The 19105-nt window shown below is 67.0% G+C and carries 18 protein-coding genes; 9 read left to right on the forward strand and 9 right to left on the reverse strand.

Annotated features, from left to right (window positions below):
* Window positions 1-56 precede the first annotated feature (56 nt).
* The 4 genes from QRN07_RS02225 to QRN07_RS02240 are packed head-to-tail and all read right to left on the reverse strand — an operon-like array spanning window position 57 to window position 4559.
* Window positions 57-2177, reverse strand: a complete 2121-nt coding sequence (locus tag QRN07_RS02225) for a C1 family peptidase (RefSeq protein ID WP_285240269.1) — start codon at window positions 2175-2177, stop codon at window positions 57-59.
* Between the two features lie 32 nt (window positions 2178-2209).
* Window positions 2210-2545 carry a hypothetical protein gene (locus QRN07_RS02230; protein WP_056599875.1) on the reverse strand — a complete coding sequence of 112 codons (336 nt, stop codon included), beginning with the start codon at window positions 2543-2545 and terminating at the stop codon, window positions 2210-2212.
* A 17-nt stretch (window positions 2546-2562) separates the two neighbouring features.
* Window positions 2563-2775, reverse strand: a complete 213-nt coding sequence (locus tag QRN07_RS02235; RefSeq protein WP_056599878.1) for a hypothetical protein — start codon at window positions 2773-2775, stop codon at window positions 2563-2565.
* A 32-nt stretch (window positions 2776-2807) separates the two neighbouring features.
* Entirely contained in the window at window positions 2808-4559 is a 1752-nt protein-coding gene (locus tag QRN07_RS02240) for a M6 family metalloprotease domain-containing protein (RefSeq protein WP_050685180.1), read from the reverse strand.
* Window positions 4560-4869: 310 nt separating this feature from the next.
* Between QRN07_RS02240 and QRN07_RS02245 the strand changes: the two genes are divergently transcribed.
* The 3 genes from QRN07_RS02245 (at window position 4870) to QRN07_RS02255 (ending at window position 7797) form a co-directional block, all read left to right on the forward strand.
* Entirely contained in the window at window positions 4870-5766 is an 897-nt protein-coding gene (locus QRN07_RS02245) for a hypothetical protein (RefSeq protein WP_285240270.1), read from the forward strand.
* A gap of 160 nt (window positions 5767-5926) precedes the next feature.
* Complete coding sequence (locus QRN07_RS02250) at window positions 5927-6955, forward strand: M12 family metallopeptidase (protein WP_285240271.1); 1029 nt, start codon at window positions 5927-5929, stop codon at window positions 6953-6955.
* A 131-nt stretch (window positions 6956-7086) separates the two neighbouring features.
* A complete protein-coding gene (locus tag QRN07_RS02255; protein WP_050685177.1) occupies window positions 7087-7797 on the forward strand; it encodes an AfsR/SARP family transcriptional regulator in 711 nt (236 codons plus the stop codon).
* A gap of 23 nt (window positions 7798-7820) precedes the next feature.
* Here QRN07_RS02255 and QRN07_RS02260 read toward each other — a convergent pair whose 3' ends face one another.
* Window positions 7821-8063, reverse strand: coding sequence for a hypothetical protein (locus QRN07_RS02260; RefSeq protein WP_056599881.1), 243 nt, complete (start codon window positions 8061-8063; stop codon window positions 7821-7823).
* 127 nt (window positions 8064-8190) lie between these two features.
* Window positions 8191-9177 carry an aldo/keto reductase gene (locus tag QRN07_RS02265; RefSeq protein WP_050685175.1) on the reverse strand — a complete coding sequence of 329 codons (987 nt, stop codon included), beginning with the start codon at window positions 9175-9177 and terminating at the stop codon, window positions 8191-8193.
* Between the two features lie 258 nt (window positions 9178-9435).
* Between QRN07_RS02265 and QRN07_RS02270 the strand changes: the two genes are divergently transcribed.
* Window positions 9436-11973 (forward strand): excinuclease ABC subunit UvrA, encoded by a 2538-nt coding sequence (locus QRN07_RS02270; protein ID WP_056599882.1) that lies wholly within the window; start codon window positions 9436-9438, stop codon window positions 11971-11973.
* A gap of 27 nt (window positions 11974-12000) precedes the next feature.
* Here the strand turns inward: QRN07_RS02270 and QRN07_RS02275 are convergent, their stop codons facing one another.
* A complete protein-coding gene (locus QRN07_RS02275) occupies window positions 12001-12618 on the reverse strand; it encodes a TetR/AcrR family transcriptional regulator (protein WP_050685173.1) in 618 nt (205 codons plus the stop codon).
* Window positions 12619-12759: 141 nt separating this feature from the next.
* Between QRN07_RS02275 and QRN07_RS02280 the strand changes: the two genes are divergently transcribed.
* From QRN07_RS02280 to QRN07_RS02290, 3 genes are all read left to right on the forward strand, one after another.
* Window positions 12760-13500: an SDR family NAD(P)-dependent oxidoreductase gene (locus tag QRN07_RS02280; RefSeq protein ID WP_056599885.1), complete on the forward strand. Its 741-nt coding sequence runs from the start codon at window positions 12760-12762 to the stop codon at window positions 13498-13500.
* Between the two features lie 92 nt (window positions 13501-13592).
* Window positions 13593-14639 carry an NAD(P)-dependent alcohol dehydrogenase gene (locus QRN07_RS02285; protein ID WP_050685171.1) on the forward strand — a complete coding sequence of 349 codons (1047 nt, stop codon included), beginning with the start codon at window positions 13593-13595 and terminating at the stop codon, window positions 14637-14639.
* Window positions 14640-14673: 34 nt separating this feature from the next.
* Entirely contained in the window at window positions 14674-15219 is a 546-nt protein-coding gene (locus tag QRN07_RS02290; RefSeq protein ID WP_056599888.1) for a HEAT repeat domain-containing protein, read from the forward strand.
* Window positions 15220-15251: 32 nt separating this feature from the next.
* Here QRN07_RS02290 and QRN07_RS02295 read toward each other — a convergent pair whose 3' ends face one another.
* Window positions 15252-16727: an MFS transporter gene (locus tag QRN07_RS02295; protein ID WP_056600461.1), complete on the reverse strand. Its 1476-nt coding sequence runs from the start codon at window positions 16725-16727 to the stop codon at window positions 15252-15254.
* 116 nt (window positions 16728-16843) lie between these two features.
* On the opposite strand from QRN07_RS02295, the gene QRN07_RS02300 reads away from it, so the two are divergent.
* The gene (locus tag QRN07_RS02300) at window positions 16844-17461 is read left to right on the forward strand and encodes a TetR/AcrR family transcriptional regulator (protein WP_082484338.1); all 618 of its coding nucleotides are present in this window, start codon (window positions 16844-16846) and stop codon (window positions 17459-17461) included.
* A gap of 141 nt (window positions 17462-17602) precedes the next feature.
* Window positions 17603-18427 (forward strand): nucleoside hydrolase, encoded by an 825-nt coding sequence (locus QRN07_RS02305; RefSeq protein WP_056600459.1) that lies wholly within the window; start codon window positions 17603-17605, stop codon window positions 18425-18427.
* A 46-nt stretch (window positions 18428-18473) separates the two neighbouring features.
* Here the strand turns inward: QRN07_RS02305 and arfB are convergent, their stop codons facing one another.
* Complete coding sequence (gene arfB, locus QRN07_RS02310) at window positions 18474-18896, reverse strand: alternative ribosome rescue aminoacyl-tRNA hydrolase ArfB (protein WP_050685167.1); 423 nt, start codon at window positions 18894-18896, stop codon at window positions 18474-18476.
* Window positions 18897-19105 lie beyond the last annotated feature (209 nt).

The following is a 19105-nucleotide window of genomic DNA, read 5'->3' on the forward strand; positions in this document are numbered from 1 at the left end:
GGGTGCGCTACTCGCTTTCCTGAATGCTTTTCCTTAGGCGGAGAGAACCTCGCCGTTTATTCGGGCGGGTCATCCGCAGTTTGCTGGTGGCCCGTTCGGGTGACGGGGACCGCACCCGCCTGCTGGACATTAACGGTTTGGACGTCGGTGGCGGCTACTCCCGAAGCGCCGGGACTGTCGAGTGCTGTAAAGGGCCGGAACGTTGTCCTGGTGGTGACGGCAGATGTTCCCAGGATCTGCAGCAGCACCGAGGTCATGGTGAACATGTCCTCGTCCAGTCCGCCGTGGGTGGTGGCGCTGGTCCGTCCGCTCACCGGGTTCTGGCTGGGTGACCAGAAGAACTTCGCGAGGCGGTCCCTGGCCAGTGCGGTGAGGGATGCCGATTCGCTGACGTGGCGCTGCAGCCCCACCAACGGCGTTTCACCGCCGCTTTCCAGTCCCCGGGAAACCAGGTAAAGCAGGGACTTCTGGTAGATGTTCAGGGGACCGGCGCCCACCACATCGTCCAGTTCGGAAGCCTCGCTCAGCCCAAAAGAGGTGAACCTTTCCACCTGATGGGTCTGCAGCGCCGGCATCACCAGCCTTTCGAAGTCATCGATCCGGATGGCAGGTCCCAGCCAGCACAGGGATGCCACCGGTATCTGCTCCGCCTGGAGCCGGGCCAGCATATGGGCCGTGAAGATGGCGCCGGCACTGTGGGCCACCAGATGCACCTCCACGGGCACCGGGGCCACTTCGTCAAGGTAGGCCCGGAGCCTGCTGACCACCAGCGAAGCCCCCGGCAGGTTCTCCATGGCGGCACTGTCCACCGGATTCCAGGAGACGGGACCAGGCAGGTTCCCGGATGACCTGGTGGCGTTTTCCTTCATTTCGGCCCACATCCAGGCGAGCCGGGAGTGCGCGATTTTTTCGACCAGCCGGTCCACCTGTTCCACCAGGTCGAAGCCAAGCCCGCCGAAGGGAATCAGGCCGCCGGTGACGTCCCGGAGGTGGTTAGTGAGGGTTTCGATCGGGCCGCTTTGCCAGGCGAAGCTCACTGGGTAGACCCTGTTGTTCAGCCACCAGTTGAGCTGGGCCTGCGCCACCCGCAGTCCGCCTTCCTCGTCCACGAGTCCGCCGTGCGCGTAGAAAACGATCCGCCGTGGCACCGCGTCGGCGCCGCCGGCAGCGGCCTGCTGCCAGGCTGAATGGCTGGCGGCCATTGCCTGGAAGATCCGGTCAATCTGCCCGCCGGTGCTGATGAAACGCCCGCTGGTGGAGAGCCGCCCTTCGTTGCCCAGGTTAACCACATGGTCCTTGAGTCGTTCCAGGTCAGGTCCGGGCCCTTGCGCGAGGCCGCCTGTGGTCGCTGTGACCACCTTGGTTACGCCATGCAGGTTGAGCACCGACGGAACGCCCGGCCGGGCAACCCAGGCGTCGTAGGCGGAGGTGAGCCAGTCCTCATAGGGCAGGGTGGCAAAGCCGTGGCCGCCCCAGTTCTTTCCCCAGCTGTTCTGCACCAGGAAGCCAACGTCGTTGTATCCGACGATCGAGAAGGCGTGGCCGCCCAGCTGGTCCAGTTTGTCGGGCCGGCTGATGCGGTAATAGCTGGTTCCGTCGTCGCGGTGTTCCAGCGTTGGGTTAAGCCAGCCGGAGTGGACCCTGGCGGACGCCGCCACCGCGTTGAGCTCCGTGATGGCCGACTGCATGTCGTCCAGCCGGAAGGCGTTGACCCGGTAAAACGCACCCAGCGGATGTTGCAGGGCCTTTGCGGCCAGGTCCGGGTGCAGGTCGATCTGTGGATCCGCGGCCAGGGACGGCCAGTCCTGTTCCGGGAGCACCCCGTGGTAGAACCAGCCTTTGAGCGCGCCGCGCAGGGAGGAGCCCTCGTCGCCGTCGCCGGCAAACTCGTCGTAGCGGCGTGCCAGGCTGTAGATCATGTAGGGGCTGACCCGGATGGGGTCCGGTCCTGCGGCGAGGACCGTGTTGATCATGGCAGCAACCGCGTGTCCCGTGCAGGAGCTTCCCACTTGGGTCAGGACAAAGTGCTGCCCGGGCCGGGCGTCCATTGCATGGGGCAGCGGTTGCAGTCGCGGGCGGTACTCGAGGTCGCGCTGATCGAAGACATCAGGCACCACATCGGTAAGGAATGTGTGGCCTGAAACCGAAACCAGGCCAGGCCGGGGTGGCAGGGGCACGGACGTTCCCTCCTCGCAATGACAGGCGTGAGCTACTTGGCCTTTGCCCGGCTGCGGCTGCCGCTTTCCGGTGGCAGGTCCACAAGCGGCGACGGCCCCGGCGCTTCGTCGGCTGCCGGTCCGAAGGACCCTGGCGGTGCCGGCGCGGGCGCCTCCGCGTCGCCGGACGAGCCGGACGAGCCGGCAGGCAGCTGGTCCAGGGGGAGCGGAGCGGGTGCCCCGCCCGGATCCTGCGCGTCGGCCGCCGCCGCGCCGGAGGTGCCTGGGCCCCCGATCGAGGCGGGTGCCGGTGCGGCCCCGGCGTCGCCGGCGCCCTTGACGCTGGCCGCCGGGTCCAGGGAGATATTGATCGTGATGTCGTTGGGCATCGGAGTTCCCCCGTCGGCTACAAGTAAACCTGGGTGATGTTTTTGGCTGCGTCCAGCACAACGTAGGCCTGCTTGCCGTTTGCCCTCGCAGTGATGAGCAGCAGATGCACGTTGGTCACGCCGTCGGCGGCGTTGGGCAGGATCTTGTGCCAGGCGCCGTCCACGGCGAGAAGGGCCCAGGCGTTCTGGGCATGGTGGGTGGTGAAAATCTGGTTGATCAGGGTCCACATGGTCGGTTGGTTCCTCTGCGTAGGTGGGCGGGTCAGAGATAGGTCTGGAAGACGGTGGTGGTGTCGGCGTTGACAGTGACTCTCAGGTTTTTGCTGCGTGCCACGGTGAAGACGGCCAGCATGTTGGTGACGCCGTCCGGGGCTCCGGTCTGGATCTTGCGCCAGCCGAGGCCGGAGAGGCTTGCCCAGCCGTTCTGGCCATGGTGGGTGGTGAACACGCTGTCAACCGCCAGGGCGGAGTACCACTGCGCCCCCGTAGCCCTGGTTTTGACGGTCATGGCGGCGCCCACGGCGGAGACCTGCTCGATGTCCAGGCCGGAGGCGGTGCCGTCCCACCAGTTGCTGGCCGGGGTTGTTGCAGGGCCGAACGTGGCCGCCGCCCCGCCGTACAGGTCCTCAACGTCGCCGCCGTTGACCCTGCGCTCAAGGTCGAACCGGTTGTCGGCCTGTTCCAGCGAACACTCGTAGTGCTTGGCCGCCGTCATTTGTTCGTTGCTGTTGTTGCCGTTCACGTCGACATGCCAGATGGCCAGGCCGGCGTCGGGAAGCGCCGCGTCCCGGCCGGACTGCTGCCGGTTTTCGATAATGAAGTACTCGGCGGCGTTCCTGGCGTGGATCAGGAAGTCGTTCCTGCCGGCCTCGACGGTGGTAGTGGTACCGGCGGCAAGGGTGGTGACGTTGGAGGACCATCCGGCGGCGTGCTTGAGGTAGGCCTCCACCTGGGTGGGGTTTTTGTCCTGGCCACCGAAGCACATCAGCGAGTAGTGCCCGATGCCGTTTCCCACATTAACGGCGTCGTAATCGTAGAGATCCGGGAAATCGCACACCATGTGCCCGTTCTCGTGGCAGAAGGTCCGCAGGGTCAGCTGGCTGCCGAGATCGGTGATCTGGTAGTCGGAGAACCGGCGGCCGCCGCCCACGGAGTACGTGCTGGCGAGCGCCCATGAGTGGGGCCACAGGCCCTGCGACCAGGCGTTGGACCTGCTCCCGGCGTAGAAGACGCTCAGCGCCTGGATGAAGTTTCCGGAGTCAACGGTGAGGTGCGAGAAGTCGAAACCGCTGGCCACCAGGCTGTCCAGGGCTTCCCGGATCAGTTCCTGCGCGCGGGTGCCGTAGGCGACGGCAGGATCCGTGTAGTAGGTGCGTGCGTGGGCTGCCCGGTAGTAGGCGGCCACGTGGTTCCGGTACCGGAGCTTTCCATCAGATACGTCCCGGAAGTAGTCAAAGGCCGACCCGTTGTTCCCGAAGCCGGAATAGCCTGCCTTGTTGCAGAAGTCATCCACTTCCTGCCGGCTGATGGACTGGGGGAAGTCGGAGAAATCAATGAGCAGGACCAGGCCCAGGTAGTCGCCTGTGGTGCTGCCCGACGGCGGCGCAGCGCCGGGCCCGTCCGGCCCGGCTTCCTGCTGCAGTCCCGGCGGCTGCTGCGCGTTGCGGCGCGCCTGTTCTTCCTGCCGCCGCTGCATCCACCGGGGGACGGGCCCCATGGCGCTGCGGGCCTGGCCGGCCCGGATGCGGCTTGCCACGCGGGTGACCCGCAGGTGTTTGGGGATGGCGAGGGTTTCCGGATCCACGGTTCCCACCCGGCTGCCACCGGCAACCAGGGATTCGCCGCCACCTTCCGGTGTTGCATATTCAAAGTAGCCGTCAGCGGCCTGGACCACGGTGTAGCCGTCGAGTGTCTCGAAGACGGCTTCAAACTGGTTTCCCCACCCCCGCAGGGTCACTTCCGAGCCATCAGGATTCCCGAAAGTGAAGACTTCACCCACAAATGGACTTGGCATGTCCAAACCTCTCTCAACAACTCCGCTATGGACGGCCGGATCATTCGACCCGGTTTACCCTGACCGTCCCAGCGCGGTTGAGCATCGCGCCGTGCGCCAAACTGCAGGCTTTCCGCCGCACGATGCACGATGCACTTCGCACGGTAGTGGGGCGGCGTTATCGCAGCGTTACCGGGTTTCAGGCCGCCGCCGGCGCGGTCCCTGATAACGGCGCAGTAACACCCGCCTTCATATGGTGGCGGCACCGGTCTCTGGTCCGGGGGGCGCTGCTTGCGGACTGCTCCCCATGGCAATCAACAAAGGATGCACCATGGAAAAGATAACAACCGAGACCGACAGGGTCCTGGAGCAGCTTGTCGCTGCCCGGCGCGAGGAGGTTGTGGGCCTGCAGAAGGCCCAAGCCGACCGGCTGCAGCAGCTTGAGCGGACCGGGCAGCAGCGGCTGTCGGATCTGCGCGATAGCCTGCCCAAGGACATCGCGGCCGTCCTGCAGAACCAGGACACTTACAACGAGGAGCAAACGGCCCAGACGGAAAAGCTGGCCGGCGACATGCGCCGGGAGATGGCGGAGGCCGAACCGCTGGCCACCGGCACGGGACTGCATCCGGGCGCCGGGCAGGGGAGCCTGGGTGCAGGGGCTGCGGCCGTGGGATGGCTGACGCCGTACTACGCCACCCTCCACGGATCAGACGGAACCGTGTACTGGCAGGGCTACAACCCGGGGCAGCTCGACACCTGGCTGTCGGCCAGTGGGTCCGGTTCCGGCCTGTTTGGAACGGGGGCGGGATCGTTCACTGTCTACATTGACTGGTGGTTCACGTTCCGTGCACCGGAAAACCGCAACTACGCCCACACCATCTACATCCCGTTCAACGGCTTCCACATTGTCCGCTCTGACGACGGCTTCTGGGACTCCAAGGAGGCAAAAGTCAGGATCGACCTGTCCGCCGTCGGCTACCAATACAACTACAAGGCTACCGGCTCCACCAACGTGCTGGATATCTCCGATGACAACATCAACGTCAACGACCGGTTCGACGGCTGGCGGACCATGTACTACTCGGACCTGCTCGGCGCGGACCAGGCCTACCTGCGTGCCAGCGCGTCCCTGTACGTTTATGCACGCGGCGGCGGCTCCCACGCCCAGCTGAACTTCAGCGACGGGAACGCCAACTACCTGGGCGTGCCGTGGGTTTACGTCACGTGATGAGCGGCCGGCTCCGGCGCTGATGGCCTGTTCCGTAACGGGCGGTGGACCGGCGGCCGCGGGGTTGCCGGTCCACCGCCCGATCTTCAGCAGCTGCTGCTGAGCCCGCTCGGAAGCGGGTGGCGGGGTCCCGCGCCACCCAGGATTCAAGGAGAAGACCATGGCTAAACAGGATGTGCCCCCGGTTTGCAGCGTCAAAGCACGGATTCCCCGGCCGATGCCGCCCGGCTTGCCCGGGGACCGGATGGAGCTCATCCGGACATTCGCCACCAAATGGGTCAACGGGACCATCCTGCACTACTGCTTCCAGGGCGGACCCGAAGCGCAGCAGGAGGCAGTCCGCAAGGCGTTCACCGAGTGGAAGAACCTCGGGATCGGCCTCGAGTTCCGGGAGGTGCAGGACCGGAGCGAGTCGGAGGTCAGGATCGGGTTCGCCCAAAACGACGGGTCGTGGTCCTACGTGGGTACCGACGTCCTGTCGATCGGGATGGCACAGGCCACCATGAACTTTGGCTGGGATTTGACCACCGACTATGGCCGCACCACGGCGTTGCACGAGATCGGCCACACCCTGGGCATGCCCCACGAGCACCAGAACCCCTTCACCGGCATCGTTTGGGACGAACCGAAAGTTTACCAGTACTTCGGCGGCAGCCCCAACTTCTGGTCCAGGGACCAGACCTTCAACAACGTGCTGCGGAAAATCGACGCCGCAGAGGTTGAAGGCTCCAACTGGGACCCTGACTCCGTCATGGAATACTGGTTTCCGGCCGGCCTGATTGTCCAGCCGGCGAAGTACCACGAGGGGCTGCGGCCGCCGGGCGGGCTGTCCCCGGCGGACAAGGAGTGGATCCTGAAGTTCTATCCCACCATTGAGAACGGCTTCGCCCGCCTCGAACCATTCGCGTCCGTCCCGCTGACGCTTGGCCCGGGCGACCAGGCAAATTTCCGCATCGAGCCGTCCGAGTCCAGGACGTACACAATCGGCACTTTCGGCAACGCCGATGCCGTACTGGTTCTTTTTGAGGAGGTGGATGGGCAACTCCGTTTCTTGGCCGGAGACGACGACAGCGGCGAAGAACGCAATGCCCAGGTGTCAGTCAAGCTGTTCCAGAACCGGAAATATGTGGTGCGGGTCCGCCTTTACTGGTCCGGCGGCAGCGGCACCACGGCCGTAATGTATTGGTAGCCAAGGGCGGGCCTTACCGCGACACGCGGAGAGTTAATAGAGACCATTGACAGGGCGCCCCCCGGCGGAGAAAAGTCGTTGCTACAACGGATCCGGCCCTTCCAACCACGCCGGATTGTTTGGGGGTACCCATGGGCAACGGCGACGACATCCCTGGCTATTGTCTGGACCTCCTGCAGGCCTGGCAGCTGCGCTGCGACACCACGGAGGTGCACCTCGCAGTCCGCCAGCAGCGGCTCGTTACCGCCCTGGCCATCTGCGGGCCGCGTCCCCGCCCGTATCTGGTGGGCCTGCTCTGGCCGGAATGCCGCGAGTCGCGGGCCCTGGAGAGCCTCCGGGTGAGTGTGCACCTGGTTTCGCGGCAGGCGCCAGGCCTGCTGGTCAACGGCGGCCGGGTGCTGTCGCTGAGCAAAGGGGTCGACGTCGACCTGCACCGGGTGCGTGCGCAGATTCTGGAGCTGGGCCGTTCGGGAGTCAACGGCAACGCAGCCGCCAGTCTGCACCAGCTGCGCGGGGCGGACCTGCTCCCCGGCTGGTACGACGACTGGGTGCTTTTTGAACAAAGCAGGCTGCGGCACGACCGGCTGCACGCCTTCCAGATCATCGCCCGCGAGACGCTGGCCCACGGGGATTTCGAGTCGGCGCTGGAAGCCTCCGAGGCCGCCCTCGAACTGGAACCCCTGTACGAGAGCGCCGTGGGTTTGCTCATCCGCGCGGAGAAGCTGCAGGGCAACAACGCCGCCGCCCTGCAGGCATTCAGGGTGTACCGGGCAAAGTTAAAGGCCGATCTGGGCCTGGCGCCATCGGCTGCCCTGGGGCGCCTTATTGCCGACATCTCATAAGTGCTGCCTGCCGGCCGTGCAGCTCAGGTATCCCCGCGGGCCGTGGCCTGGCCCGCAAGCCATTGCCCCACCGTTCGCAGCACCTCAGCGGTGTCGGCACTGTAGAGGGTCCGGGGTTCACCGTCGGGATCCGTGCTGAACGTCAGCCGTGCGCGGAACCCCTGCGGTTCGTGCCACGTGCTGATCACCAGGGTGCCGGGCAGCGGTGTTGCAGGGTCCCCGTCGCCGGTGTGGCCGGCTACCGGCGGGTGCTGGTCGCTTGGCATGGCAGCCCTCCTGGCGGTCTCGTTGCCTCGATGGTGCCGCACAACCATCAGGAATCAGCCAGCGTTTTACCAAGTCTTTGATCAAGATCGCCCCTGCTCAGCGGCTTGACGCAGGTCCGGGGAGTGGCTAGCGGCCCACCAGGCCCAGGTGGGTGTCGTTGTACCGGTTGCCCTGCACCCCGATCCGGCGGGCCACGCCGTTAAGGTCTGCCACCTCATCAGCGGACAGCGCCAGGGCGGTGGCGGCAGCATTTTCCACCAGGCGCCCACGACGGCGGGTTCCCGGGATGGGCACGATCCACGGCTGCTGCGCCAGCAGCCAGGCCAACGCAACCTGCCCGGGGGTGGCGCCCCTGACGGCGGCGAGCGCAGTTACGTGGTCCACCAGTGTGTGGTTGGCGGTCCGGTTGCCGCTGGTGAACCGTGGGATGGTGTTCCGGACGTCATCGGTGGAAAACTCGGTGGCTGCGTCAACGGTACCCGTGAGGAATCCCTTGCCCAGGGGGCTGAACGGAACAAACCCGATGCCCAGTTCCGCCAGCGTGGGCAGGACTTCCGGCTCCGGGTCGCGGGTCCACAGCGAATACTCGCTTTGCACTGCGGTGACGGGGAAGACTGCGTGGGCGGCGCGGATGGTGGCAGCCGAGGCTTCGGAAAGGCCAAAATGACGGACTTTGCCCGCCTGGACGAGTTCGGCCACGGTACCGGCAACGTCCTCGATGGGTACATCGGGGTCCACCCGGTGCTGGTAGAACAGATCGAGGCAGTCCACCCTCAGCCGGCGCAGGGACTCCTCCGCCACCTGCCTGATTCGCCCAGGCGTGCTGTCCAGCCCCACGGATCTGCCGGCTTCGATCCGCCAGCCGAACTTTGTGGCAATGACAACCTGGTCCCGGACCGGTTCCAGCGCCTCACCCACCAGTTCCTCGTTGACAAAAGGCCCGTAGACCTCGGCGGTGTCGAAAAAAGTGACCCCAAGGTCCACGGCGCCGCGCAGTACTGCGATCATCCCGGCGCGGTCCCCGGGGTTGGGGCCGTAGCTTTGCGACATGCCCATGCAGCCCAGCCCCAGTGCAGAAACCTCGAGGCCCTGGCCCAGTGTCCTTGTGTGCATCGTCTCTCCTTCGTCGAACGTTGCAGGCCGGCTAGCCTGCTCCCCAGTCAACACCCCTCCGGGAATGTGTGGGAGGCCCTGCTGGAACGTGTACCGGCAAGGCATCCCTCACGTGGTTGGACAGCCGGCATGCCAATGGGGCGGGCCGTCAGGGGGACTTGCGTCGCTGGGGGCTCCTGACCGGCGATACAGTGGACAGCCAGGACCAATCAACAGCATCCGCCGCACCGCCGGCGGATGCCGGAGGAACCCGCATAGATGCAGACCGTTCAAGCAGCTGACCTTTCCCGCGACGCCGGACAGTTGCCGGCTGACAACCAGGCCACTGCCGGCTTCGTCACTGTCCGGGGAGCCCGGGAAAACAACCTCCGCAACGTGGATGTCGCCGTTCCGCGGGACGCGATTGTTGCCTTCACAGGTGTTTCGGGTTCCGGCAAGTCCTCGTTGGCTTTCGGTACCATCTACGCCGAGGCGCAGCGCCGCTACTTTGAATCTGTTGCGCCCTACGCGCGGCGCCTGATCCAGCAGGGCCACAATCCCAAGGTGGAAATGATCACGGGCCTGCCGCCCGCCGTCGCGCTCCAGCAGCGCCGCGGGACGGCCACGGCCCGGTCCACGGTGGGTACCGTCACCACGTTGTCCAACTCGCTGCGCATGCTTTTTTCCCGCGCAGGCACGTACCCCGCCGGCGCCCGTCCGCTGGACTCGGACGCCTTCTCCCCGAATACCGCGGCCGGGGCGTGCCCAGAATGCCATGGCCTGGGCACCACACACACGGTCACCGAGGACTCGCTGGTCCCGGACCGGTCCCTGAGCATCCGCGACGGCGCCATCGCTGCCTGGCCTGGTGCCTGGCAGGGCAAAAACCTCCGCGACATCCTGATCCATTTGGGCTACGACGTGGATACCCCGTGGCGGCAGCTGGCCAAAAAAGACCGGGACTGGATTCTCTTCACCGCCGAGCAGCCCGTTGTGGAGATCACGCCGCAGCGGGACCGGGTGGCCAAGCCGTACAAGGGCCGGTTCTGGAGCGCCAAAAGCTACGTCCTGCATACACTGGCGGATTCAAAGAGCAACACCATGCGTGAGCGGGCGCTGCGGTTTATGCAGACCGGTCCGTGCGCTGTCTGCGGCGCCAGCGGCCTCACCCCGGAAGCCATGGCCGTCACCTTCGCCGGCCGGACCATCGCCGAACTGAACGCGGCGCCGCTGACCGAACTGGCGGACATCATCCGCCCCACCACACGCGTGAACGACGCCGGGACCGCCTCGCGCCGGCAGGGCACCGGCGAAACCAACGAGGTGGCGGTGACCATCACCCGTGACCTGCTCCAGCGGGTCACGGTCCTGCTGGACCTGGGCCTCGGCTACCTGGGCCTGGGCCGGGCAACCCCCACGTTGTCGCCGGGGGAGGTGCAGCGGCTGCGGATCGCCACCCAGCTCCGGTCCGGCCTGTTCGGCGTGATCTACGTGCTGGACGAACCGTCGGCAGGGCTGCACCCGGCGGACGCCGAAGCGCTTCAGGCGGTCCTGGAGCAGCTCAAGGCGGCCGGCAATTCCGTGTTTGTGGTGGAGCACAACATGGATGTGGTCCGCAGGGCCGACTGGCTGGTGGACGTGGGACCCCGGGCCGGGGAAGGCGGCGGCGAGGTGCTGTACAGCGGGCCGGTGGCCGGCCTGGCCGGCGTAGCGTCATCCGTGACGCGGCCTTTCCTGTTTCCGGCGGAAGCAGTAGCAACGGCCGACGCCGGAACGGGTACCGCCGCGGAGCAGCGCGCCGCGGGTGCCGGCCGGGATGCCTCGGAATGGCTTGAGTTGCGCGGCGTCACCCGCAACAACCTCCGCGGGCTGGACGTCGAGGTGCCGCTGGGTGTGCTGACCGCCGTCACCGGCCTGTCCGGCTCCGGCAAGTCCACGCTGGTCAGCCAGGTCCTGGCCGACGTTGTGGGCCACCGGCTGCACGCTGATGACGGGCCCGCCGAGGGTCTGCTGTCAGCGGCCGGACTGGACCGCATTGACCGTCTGGTGTCGGTGGACCAGAAGCCCATCGGGCGGACCCCGCGCTCCAACCTGGCCACGTACACGGGGCTCTTTGACGCGGTCCGCCGTGAATTCGCCGCCACGGAGGATGCCCGTGCCCGCGGTTACGGTGCCGGCCGGTTTTCCTTCAACGTGGCCGGTGGCCGGTGCGAAACCTGCGAGGGTGAGGGTTTTGTGGCCGTTGAGCTTTTGTTCCTGCCCGGCAGCTATGGGCCTTGCCCGGAATGCCACGGCACGCGGTTCAACCCCGGGACGCTTGAGGTGACGTACCGCGGCGAGACGGTGGCCGGTGTCCTGGGCATGACGGTGGACGCCGCTGCCGGTTTCCTCACCGACATCCCTGCTGCGGCGCGGAGCCTGCAGGCACTGCGCGATGTGGGGCTGGGCTACCTTCGCCTGGGCCAGCCCGCCACGGAGCTGTCCGGCGGCGAGGCGCAGCGCATCAAGCTGGCCACCGAACTGCAGCGGGCCCAGCGGGGCAATACCCTGTACCTCCTGGATGAGCCCACCACCGGGCTGCACCCGGCTGACGTGCAGCTGCTGATGGCCCAGCTGCACAAGCTGGTGGATGCCGGGAACACCGTTGTTGTGGTGGAACACGACATGGACGTGGCGGCCGCCGCCGACTGGGTGATCGACATGGGACCTGCCGGCGGTGACGCGGGCGGCCAGGTTGTTGCGGCCGGAACCCCCGCCCACGTGGCCCGTTCGGCAGCATCCCGGACCGCACCCTACCTGGCGGCCCGGCTGGCTTAGCGCCCTGCCTGCGGTGGCACCGGCCTGTCAGCCGATCGGCCACCACGCGGGCAGCAGTTCGCTGAGGTCCGCCAGGAAATCCCCGGCGGCCCGGGGCGTATCCTCCAGCAACCGCGACTCGAACGCACCCACCACGCCGTAAGCGATGAAGCGGGCCACCATCGCCGCCGGAACCCGGCGGCCGTCCCGGGCGCTGACGGTGATGCCCCTGCTTTCGAGGACCAGCCGCACGGATGCCTCGAAGTGCCCGCCCAGCATGGCGTGCAGCCCGGCAGGACCGGCGTCGGTGTTCAGGCCGCGCCGGTAGATCCTGCGGTGCTGGTCCACGTGCTGGACCACTCCTGCGGTGACTGCGCGGATCGCATCGCCCAGTTCGTTATCCGTCGCTGTAAGGTTCCCGGAGCGCAGGGCGTCCAGCTCCGTCGAGAGCACCTGATGGAGGAGCGCCACCGGTGAGGCGGCGTGCTGGTAGAACGTTGACCTGTTCACCCCGGCAGCAGCGGCCACCTGGGAAGCGGTGAGCGATCCGGCGTCGTGGTCCGCCGCAAGGTCCAGGATGGCCGCGGCGAGGCGCTCCCTGCTGCGCTGAGCCCGGGGGTCCAGCGCGGGTGCCAAGGCGGCGCCCTCCTTCTGCGGCGATGTCATGCAGGTCACACTCCCGGGTGATGTCGGACTCCAGCGGTGGATTTACCGCCAGTCCGAGCGTAGCGTGTCAAGTATCCAACAAGTGTTGGATAGATATCTGAGGCCGGCGGTTGTCCGGCCCATCGGCTGGAAGGAAGCACCATGGCCCGTTTTGACGGTCGCGTCGGCATCATCACCGGAGGGGCCAGCGGCATTGGCCGGGCTTCCGCGGTACGTTTCGCGGCGGAAGGTGGCTCGGTGGTCATCGCCGATGTCCAGGACGGTCCCGCAGCGCAGGTTGTCGCCGGGATCGAGGCCGCCGGCGGCAATGCCCGGGCCATCCACCTGGACGTCACCAGCGAGGCCGGCTGGGCCGACGCCGTGGCCTTCACCCTGCGGGAATTCGGCCGGCTGGACGTCCTGGTTAATAACGCCGGCATCGGCGACAACCAGGCCATTGAAGTCACCAGCCTGGAAACCTACAACAAAGTGGTTGCCGTGACCCAGACCAGCGTGTTCCTCGGTGTCAAGGCCGCATCGGCCGCCCTGAAGGAGTCCGGCAACGGCGCGGTGGTGAACGTCTCCTCCATGTTCGGGATTGTGGGCGGCTTCGGAACGTCCCCGGCCTACGCCGCAGCCAAGGGCGCCGTGCGCACCCTGACCAAAAACACGGCGCTCGGCTGGGCCACGGAAGGCGTCCGCGTGAACTCGGTGCACCCCGGATTCATTGACACGCCCATCCTGGGGGACACCGACCGCCAGTTGCTCACGGAAACCACCCCGATGGCGCGGCTGGGCCGGCCCGAGGATGTCGCAGCGGTCATCCTGTTCGCCGCCAGCGACGACGCTGCGTTTATGACCGGCTCCGAACTTGTGGTCGACGGCGGCTATACCGCCCGCTGATCGCCAAAGCCCCTGCGGATTGCCCGGCACGCTCCGGCAGCCGGGCGGTCCGCACCGCCCCCTGACCTGAACCACACAGAAAGACCATCGACATGCGCGCAATCGTTTTTGAGGAATGGCAGCAGTTTCCCGTGCTGGCGGACGTGGCCAAGCCAACGCCCGGCCCGGGCGAGGTCCTGCTGAAGGTGGCCGGCGCCGGTGCCTGCCACTCGGACGTCAGCATTTTCCAGGACTTCACCGCAGAGGTCCCCGGCAACATCAAAAAGGGCTTTGTCCTGGGCCACGAAAGCTCCGGCTGGGTCGAGGAAGTGGGTCCCGGCGTCTCCGGCATCGGGATCGGCGACGCATACCTGGTGTACGGGCCCGTTGGCTGCGGCCACTGCAAGGCCTGCTCCCGGGGGCAGGACACCTATTGTGCCAACGCCGCCACCAACCCCTACCTCGCCATCGGACTGGGCCGCGACGGCGGCATGGCGGAGTACGTCACCGTGCCGGTCCGGAACCTGATTCCGTTGGGCGACGCGGATCCCGTGGCTGCAGCCCCGTTGTCCGATGCCGCACTGACGCCCTACCACGCCATCAAGCAGGCCATGCCCAACCTGGCGGGTGGCGGCCGGTTCGCGCTCGTCGTCGGACTTGGCGGCCTGGGCCAGATCGCCGTCCAGATCCTCAAGGCACTGACCGGCGCCACGGTGATCGCCACGGACATGAAACCCGAGGCCATGGCCAAGGCGGAAGCTGCCGGCGCCATCACCGTCCCGGGCGGTCCCGGACAGGTGGAGCGGATCCGCGCCATTACCGGAGGGCGCGGCGTTGACGCGGCCTTCGACTTTGTTGGCGTTACGCCCACCATCGCCACTGCCACCGGATCCATGGCGCAGGGCGGCCGCTTGACCGTGGTGGGCATTGCCGGGGGAGTCCACGAGTGGACCTTCTTCAACACGCCGTACGAGTCCACCATCACCAACACCTACTGGGGCACCATCGAGGAACTTCACGAGGTGGTGGACATGTACCGGGCAGGCCAGATTGTGCCGGACATCGAGACGTTCAGCCTCGAGGACGGGCTGGCCGCCTACCGCAGGCTGGCGGACGGGCAGTTGAGCGCCCGGGCCGTGATCGTTCCGCACGGAAAGTAGTTGCGTTCCCGGCCCCGGTCCCTAGGATCGGGGCATGAGGGAACGTCCGCAGGCCCTGATCGAATCGGCAGTCCGGCGCTACGGCGCGGATGAGGTGGTGGACTGGGCGGCGGGCCTGCTGGCCGGCGCCGACCCGGGCGACGCTGGTCCGGACGACGCTGGTCTGGACGGGGCCGGCAAGGACGGGGTGAGGGATATCCGACTGCTGGGCGGCTCCCCTGGCTGGGACGCGTACTGGTTCCGGGTCTGGGGCGCCCGGGCCTTGCTTTACGTCTGGGACACCACGGCCGCGCCGGCCGTGGTGTCCGGACTTTCCGATGACCACTGGCGGGTGCGGGAGATGTGCGCAAAAGTCTGCCGCCTCCGGGACCTGCCGGAGGCCGCGGACGAACTGGTCAAACTGATGGCCGACGGAACGGAGCGGGTCCGGATAGCCGCGGCCAAAGCCATCGGCGACACCTGCGAGGCGGACGCCGCCGGCCCACTGCTGGCAGGGGAATTCGGCAGCCTGCGTGAAGCCGCCGCCGCTGCCCAGGCACTGGACCGCATGGAGCAGCGGCTGGACCGCAGGCTCCGCTGAGGCCGGCGCCGGCGTTGCCCCGCGGTCCGGACCTAGCTGCCTGCTTCAGGAAAGTCGTCGATTCCGGCGGCTGCCGCGTCCTGCTTCCGCTGCCGGTGCGACGGGGCCAGGAGTGCAGCCAGGAGGGCGAGCACGCCCACGGCAGCCGAGGCCCAGAAGCCCAGGGTGAAGGCGTCGTCGGACGGCGCCCCCTGCGGGGTGACGTTGGAAGAGATGAGCGCCGCGATGACTGCGGTGCCCACGCTGCTGCCAATGGTCCGCAGCACGGTGTTGGCGCTGATGGCTTCGCCGGTCTGGGTGGCGGGAACGCTTTCGACAATGGCATTGGACGTGGCAGCCAGTGCCATACCGATGCCAATGCCGGTGAGGACGCCGGAGACCAGGATCTGCCACGCCTCCGCATGGCCCAGGGCGGGCAGGATAAATGCGGCGATGACCGACACGGCACCCACAATCATGGGAACCTTTGGTCCGATCCGGCGGATGAGGGCACCGGCCACCACACCGGAGATGACCATGGCCACGATGGTGGGCAGCAGGTACAGGCCCGCCTCGCTGACGGACTTGCCGAAGCCGTACCCCAGCACGGACGGCAACTGCAGCAGCGTGGGGATCAGGATGAACGTGCCGAACATGGCGAACCCGAAGGCCAGGGCAACGATGTGGGCGGTCCACACGCCACGGTTTTTGAACAGCCGGACATCCACCAGGGGCTCGGCAACGCGCAGTTCGATGATGACAAAGGCTGCCAGTGCGGCGGCGCCGCCGATCAGGAGGCCAACAGTTTTGGCATCGCCCCAGCCCCAGGCCTGTCCTTCCGTGACGGCCAGCAGGATGGCCACCAGGGCCACGGTGAGGACGCCGGTTCCCAGCATGTCCAGGCGGCCGGGTTTGCGGACGGGGGACTCGGGCATCCCGAAGATGGCACCCAGGAGGGCGATGAGGACCAGCACGGCGGGCAGCCAGAACAGCCAGTGCCAGGACAAGGCCTCAACGATGGGCCCGGCAGCTACGATGCCAATGCCGGCGCCGATTCCGAAAATCGCGGACAGCAGGCCGATGGTGACGCTGACCCGCTCCTTGGGAAGCTCATCGCGGACAATGCCGATGGACAGCGGCATCACGGCACCGGCCGCGCCCTGGAGTACCCGGGCAATGATCAGCACGGTGAGGTTGGTGGCCAGGGCGGCCAGGACGGTACCGGCCAGGAGCAGCGCGAGCACCACAATGAGGACTTTACGCTTGCCCACCATGTCTCCCAGGCGGCCCAGCACGGGCGTCAGGACGGCGGCGGCCAGCAGGTAGGCGGTGAGGACCCAGCTTGCATCGCTGGTGGCGACGCCCAGGTCCTTGCCGATGGTACCCAGCGCAGGGGCCACGAGTGACTGCAGGACGGCAAAGGACAGCCCGGCCAAGGCCAGGTACATGATGATTGCGGTGCCCCGGGGCCGCTGGACGTCCGCTCCGGGCGCGGGACTCCCGGCCGGTTGCTGCGTAGTGACGGACATGATGCTCCTCCAAGATGTAAACAGTTGATGACTCATAATTGATCACGGAACAACCTAAGTCAACATGCGTTTACATGCCGGTATTCCGGATAGGGTTGGGGAAGGAAAGGCAGGACATGGACAACCAACAGACGACGACGGGCAGGGACGCAGCTGGCACGCGCCGCCGCCTGGTCCAGGCTGCCCGCCGCAGGTTTGCCACCGAAGGCTTCCGGGCTACCACGGTCCGGCATATCGCCGCGGACGTGGGCGTCAATGTAGCCCTGATCAGCCGCTATTTCGGGTCGAAGGAGGGCCTGTTTGAAGCCTGCATGAGCCGGACCGTTGACGAACTGGATCCGCGGCGGATTACCCGCCCCGGCACGGTGGACGAACTGGTGGACAGGCTGATCGGGCACATCATCGAACTGCCCAACCCGGATGATCCGCTCCAGCTGCTGCTTCTGCTCCGGTCCTCCGGCGATGAGCGGGCGGATGCCATCCGCCGCAGGACGCTGGAGTCCTTCACGGAACGGCTTGCCGGGGTTGCCGGCTGGCGTGCGGAGGACCCCACCACGGAGCCGCTCCTCCTGCGGGCGCAGATAGCGATCGCCACCATGCTGGGCCTGGTGATGCTGCGGACCTCCACCGGTGTCCAGCCGGTCACCTCTGCAACCTCCGCCGACTTCACGGAACCGCTGGGCCAGGCACTCCGGGCCCTGCTCACCACCGCGCCTGCCCCTACGCAGGAGTGAAACCCTTCCATTGAATGAAATCCGCCGGCACCGGCAGGCCCTGCCGGTTCATGGTTGGCTGACGGTTACCGGCTGCCATCCCGGCAGGACCAAGGGGCCGCACGTCACCGCGGCAAGCGCCCGGCGGTGGAAGGGGACAGCATGATCCGGGTTGAACCACGATGCCGCGTCATTATCGACAACGACTGGGCGGGCGATCCGGATGGACTGATCGGACTGGCCCACCATGCGTTGTCTCCGGCCAACCGGATCATCGCCGTGACGGGGTCGCTGACCAATCCCATGTTCGGCCCGCCGGCCGGCCAGGCCCTGGCGGGGTCAGCCCTTGCGGCGGAACTCCTGCAGGTCCTGGCTGTCCCGGCCCCGGTCCACGCCGGTCCGGACAGTCCTTTCACGGGAAGGCCGCGGGATTCCGCCGCTGCCCGCGCCATCGTGGCGGCGGCCAACGCCGACGGCGACCTTCCCGCGGTCCTGGTCTGCGCAGGGCCGCTGACCAACGTAGCGGACGCCCTGCTGGCGGATCCCGGCATCGCCGGCCGGCTCACCCTGGCCTGGGTAGGCGGCGCGGCGGCGGACGCCGATGAATACAACTACTTCACCGACCCCGAAGCAGCCGGCTTCGTCCTCCGCAACCCGGACCTGGCGGTGTGGCAGTTTCCGCTCGAGACCTACCGTCAGTTGGTGGTTTCCCTGGCGGAGCTTGAGCACCGCCTGAAACAAGCGGGCGACGCCGGCGCCTGGCTTTGGGAGCGCTTTGACACCCTGCAGGTTCCGGACGTCGTAAAGTTCGGCCCCACCTGGTGCCTGGGGGACAGCGCGCCGCTGCTGGTCACCGGCCTCGACGATGTCACCAGCAGCTATGAAACAACCGGCACCGCGCCGTCCCGCCGGCTCTATAAGCAGCTGGATTCTCGGCTGGTGGTTGAGGATTTCTTCGCCCGGCTGGCCCTGAACAACCGCGCCTGAACAACCGGGCCTGAACAGCGGCGCTTGAACGCGCCCCTAAAAGCCGCTACTCCGCCGGTGGCCGCCGTCGTTGCTGCTTGGTGGCGGACCGCTGCACCTTGGCGGCGAGGCGGCGGCGGTGCGACCCGCGGGTGGGCTTGGTGGCCCGGCGAACGGCCGGACCCGGCGCCAAGGCATCAGCAACCAGCGCCGCCAGTTTCGCCAGCGCCAGTTCGCGGTTCCGCAGCTGAGAGCGCTGCTCGGACGCCGTCACGGTGATCACGCCGGCAACGAGCCGGGGGCCCAGCCGGGCCAGCAGCATTCCGCGCTGGCCTTCCGAAAGAACAGCAGAAGCGCCTGGATTCCAGGACAGCTCCGCCCGGCTGTCGGTGGTGTTGACGTGCTGCCCGCCGGGACCTGAGGCGCGCGAAAATCGCCAGCCCAGCTCGGCCGCCGGGATAACAAGCGTGGGTAGCACCTCCAAATCCATTCCCCCAGAATTGCACACCGGCGGCGCGGTGGCCGCCACCGGGCCGGTCAGGCCGGGTTGCCCGCTTAACCCGAATCTTCTATCTACACGAGTAGATAGATCAAGGCCAAATCAGAAAGCTTGCTGCTAAAGATTGAGAGCGGCAACTTGAAAAACAGTTGACTCGAGTAGAAATACGGCCAAGAATAGTGGAACCGCACCCGCACTCA

The sequence above is a fragment of the Pseudarthrobacter sp. MEB009 genome (genome assembly GCF_030208875.1).
GTDB lineage: Bacteria > Actinomycetota > Actinomycetes > Actinomycetales > Micrococcaceae > Arthrobacter.

Bases quoted from the DNA above. Each gene is read 5' to 3' on its own strand.
- QRN07_RS02230 (WP_056599875.1), bottom strand. From the start codon at position 2,545: ATGCCCAACGACATCACGATCAATATCTCCCTGGACCCGGCGGCCAGC.
- QRN07_RS02235 (WP_056599878.1), bottom strand. From the start codon at position 2,775: ATGTGGACCCTGATCAACCAGATTTTCACCACCCACCATGCCCAGAAC.
- QRN07_RS02240 (WP_050685180.1), bottom strand. From the start codon at position 4,559: ATGCCAAGTCCATTTGTGGGTGAAGTCTTCACTTTCGGGAATCCTGAT.
- QRN07_RS02245 (WP_285240270.1), top strand. From the start codon at position 4,870: ATGGAAAAGATAACAACCGAGACCGACAGGGTCCTGGAGCAGCTTGTC.
- QRN07_RS02250 (WP_285240271.1), top strand. From the start codon at position 5,927: ATGGCTAAACAGGATGTGCCCCCGGTTTGCAGCGTCAAAGCACGGATT.
- QRN07_RS02255 (WP_050685177.1), top strand. From the start codon at position 7,087: ATGGGCAACGGCGACGACATCCCTGGCTATTGTCTGGACCTCCTGCAG.
- QRN07_RS02260 (WP_056599881.1), bottom strand. From the start codon at position 8,063: ATGCCAAGCGACCAGCACCCGCCGGTAGCCGGCCACACCGGCGACGGG.
- QRN07_RS02265 (WP_050685175.1), bottom strand. From the start codon at position 9,177: ATGCACACAAGGACACTGGGCCAGGGCCTCGAGGTTTCTGCACTGGGG.
- QRN07_RS02270 (WP_056599882.1), top strand. From the start codon at position 9,436: ATGCAGACCGTTCAAGCAGCTGACCTTTCCCGCGACGCCGGACAGTTG.
- QRN07_RS02275 (WP_050685173.1), bottom strand. From the start codon at position 12,618: ATGACATCGCCGCAGAAGGAGGGCGCCGCCTTGGCACCCGCGCTGGAC.
- QRN07_RS02280 (WP_056599885.1), top strand. From the start codon at position 12,760: ATGGCCCGTTTTGACGGTCGCGTCGGCATCATCACCGGAGGGGCCAGC.
- QRN07_RS02285 (WP_050685171.1), top strand. From the start codon at position 13,593: ATGCGCGCAATCGTTTTTGAGGAATGGCAGCAGTTTCCCGTGCTGGCG.
- QRN07_RS02290 (WP_056599888.1), top strand. From the start codon at position 14,674: ATGAGGGAACGTCCGCAGGCCCTGATCGAATCGGCAGTCCGGCGCTAC.
- QRN07_RS02295 (WP_056600461.1), bottom strand. From the start codon at position 16,727: ATGTCCGTCACTACGCAGCAACCGGCCGGGAGTCCCGCGCCCGGAGCG.
- QRN07_RS02300 (WP_082484338.1), top strand. From the start codon at position 16,844: ATGGACAACCAACAGACGACGACGGGCAGGGACGCAGCTGGCACGCGC.
- QRN07_RS02305 (WP_056600459.1), top strand. From the start codon at position 17,603: ATGATCCGGGTTGAACCACGATGCCGCGTCATTATCGACAACGACTGG.
- arfB (WP_050685167.1), bottom strand. From the start codon at position 18,896: ATGGATTTGGAGGTGCTACCCACGCTTGTTATCCCGGCGGCCGAGCTG.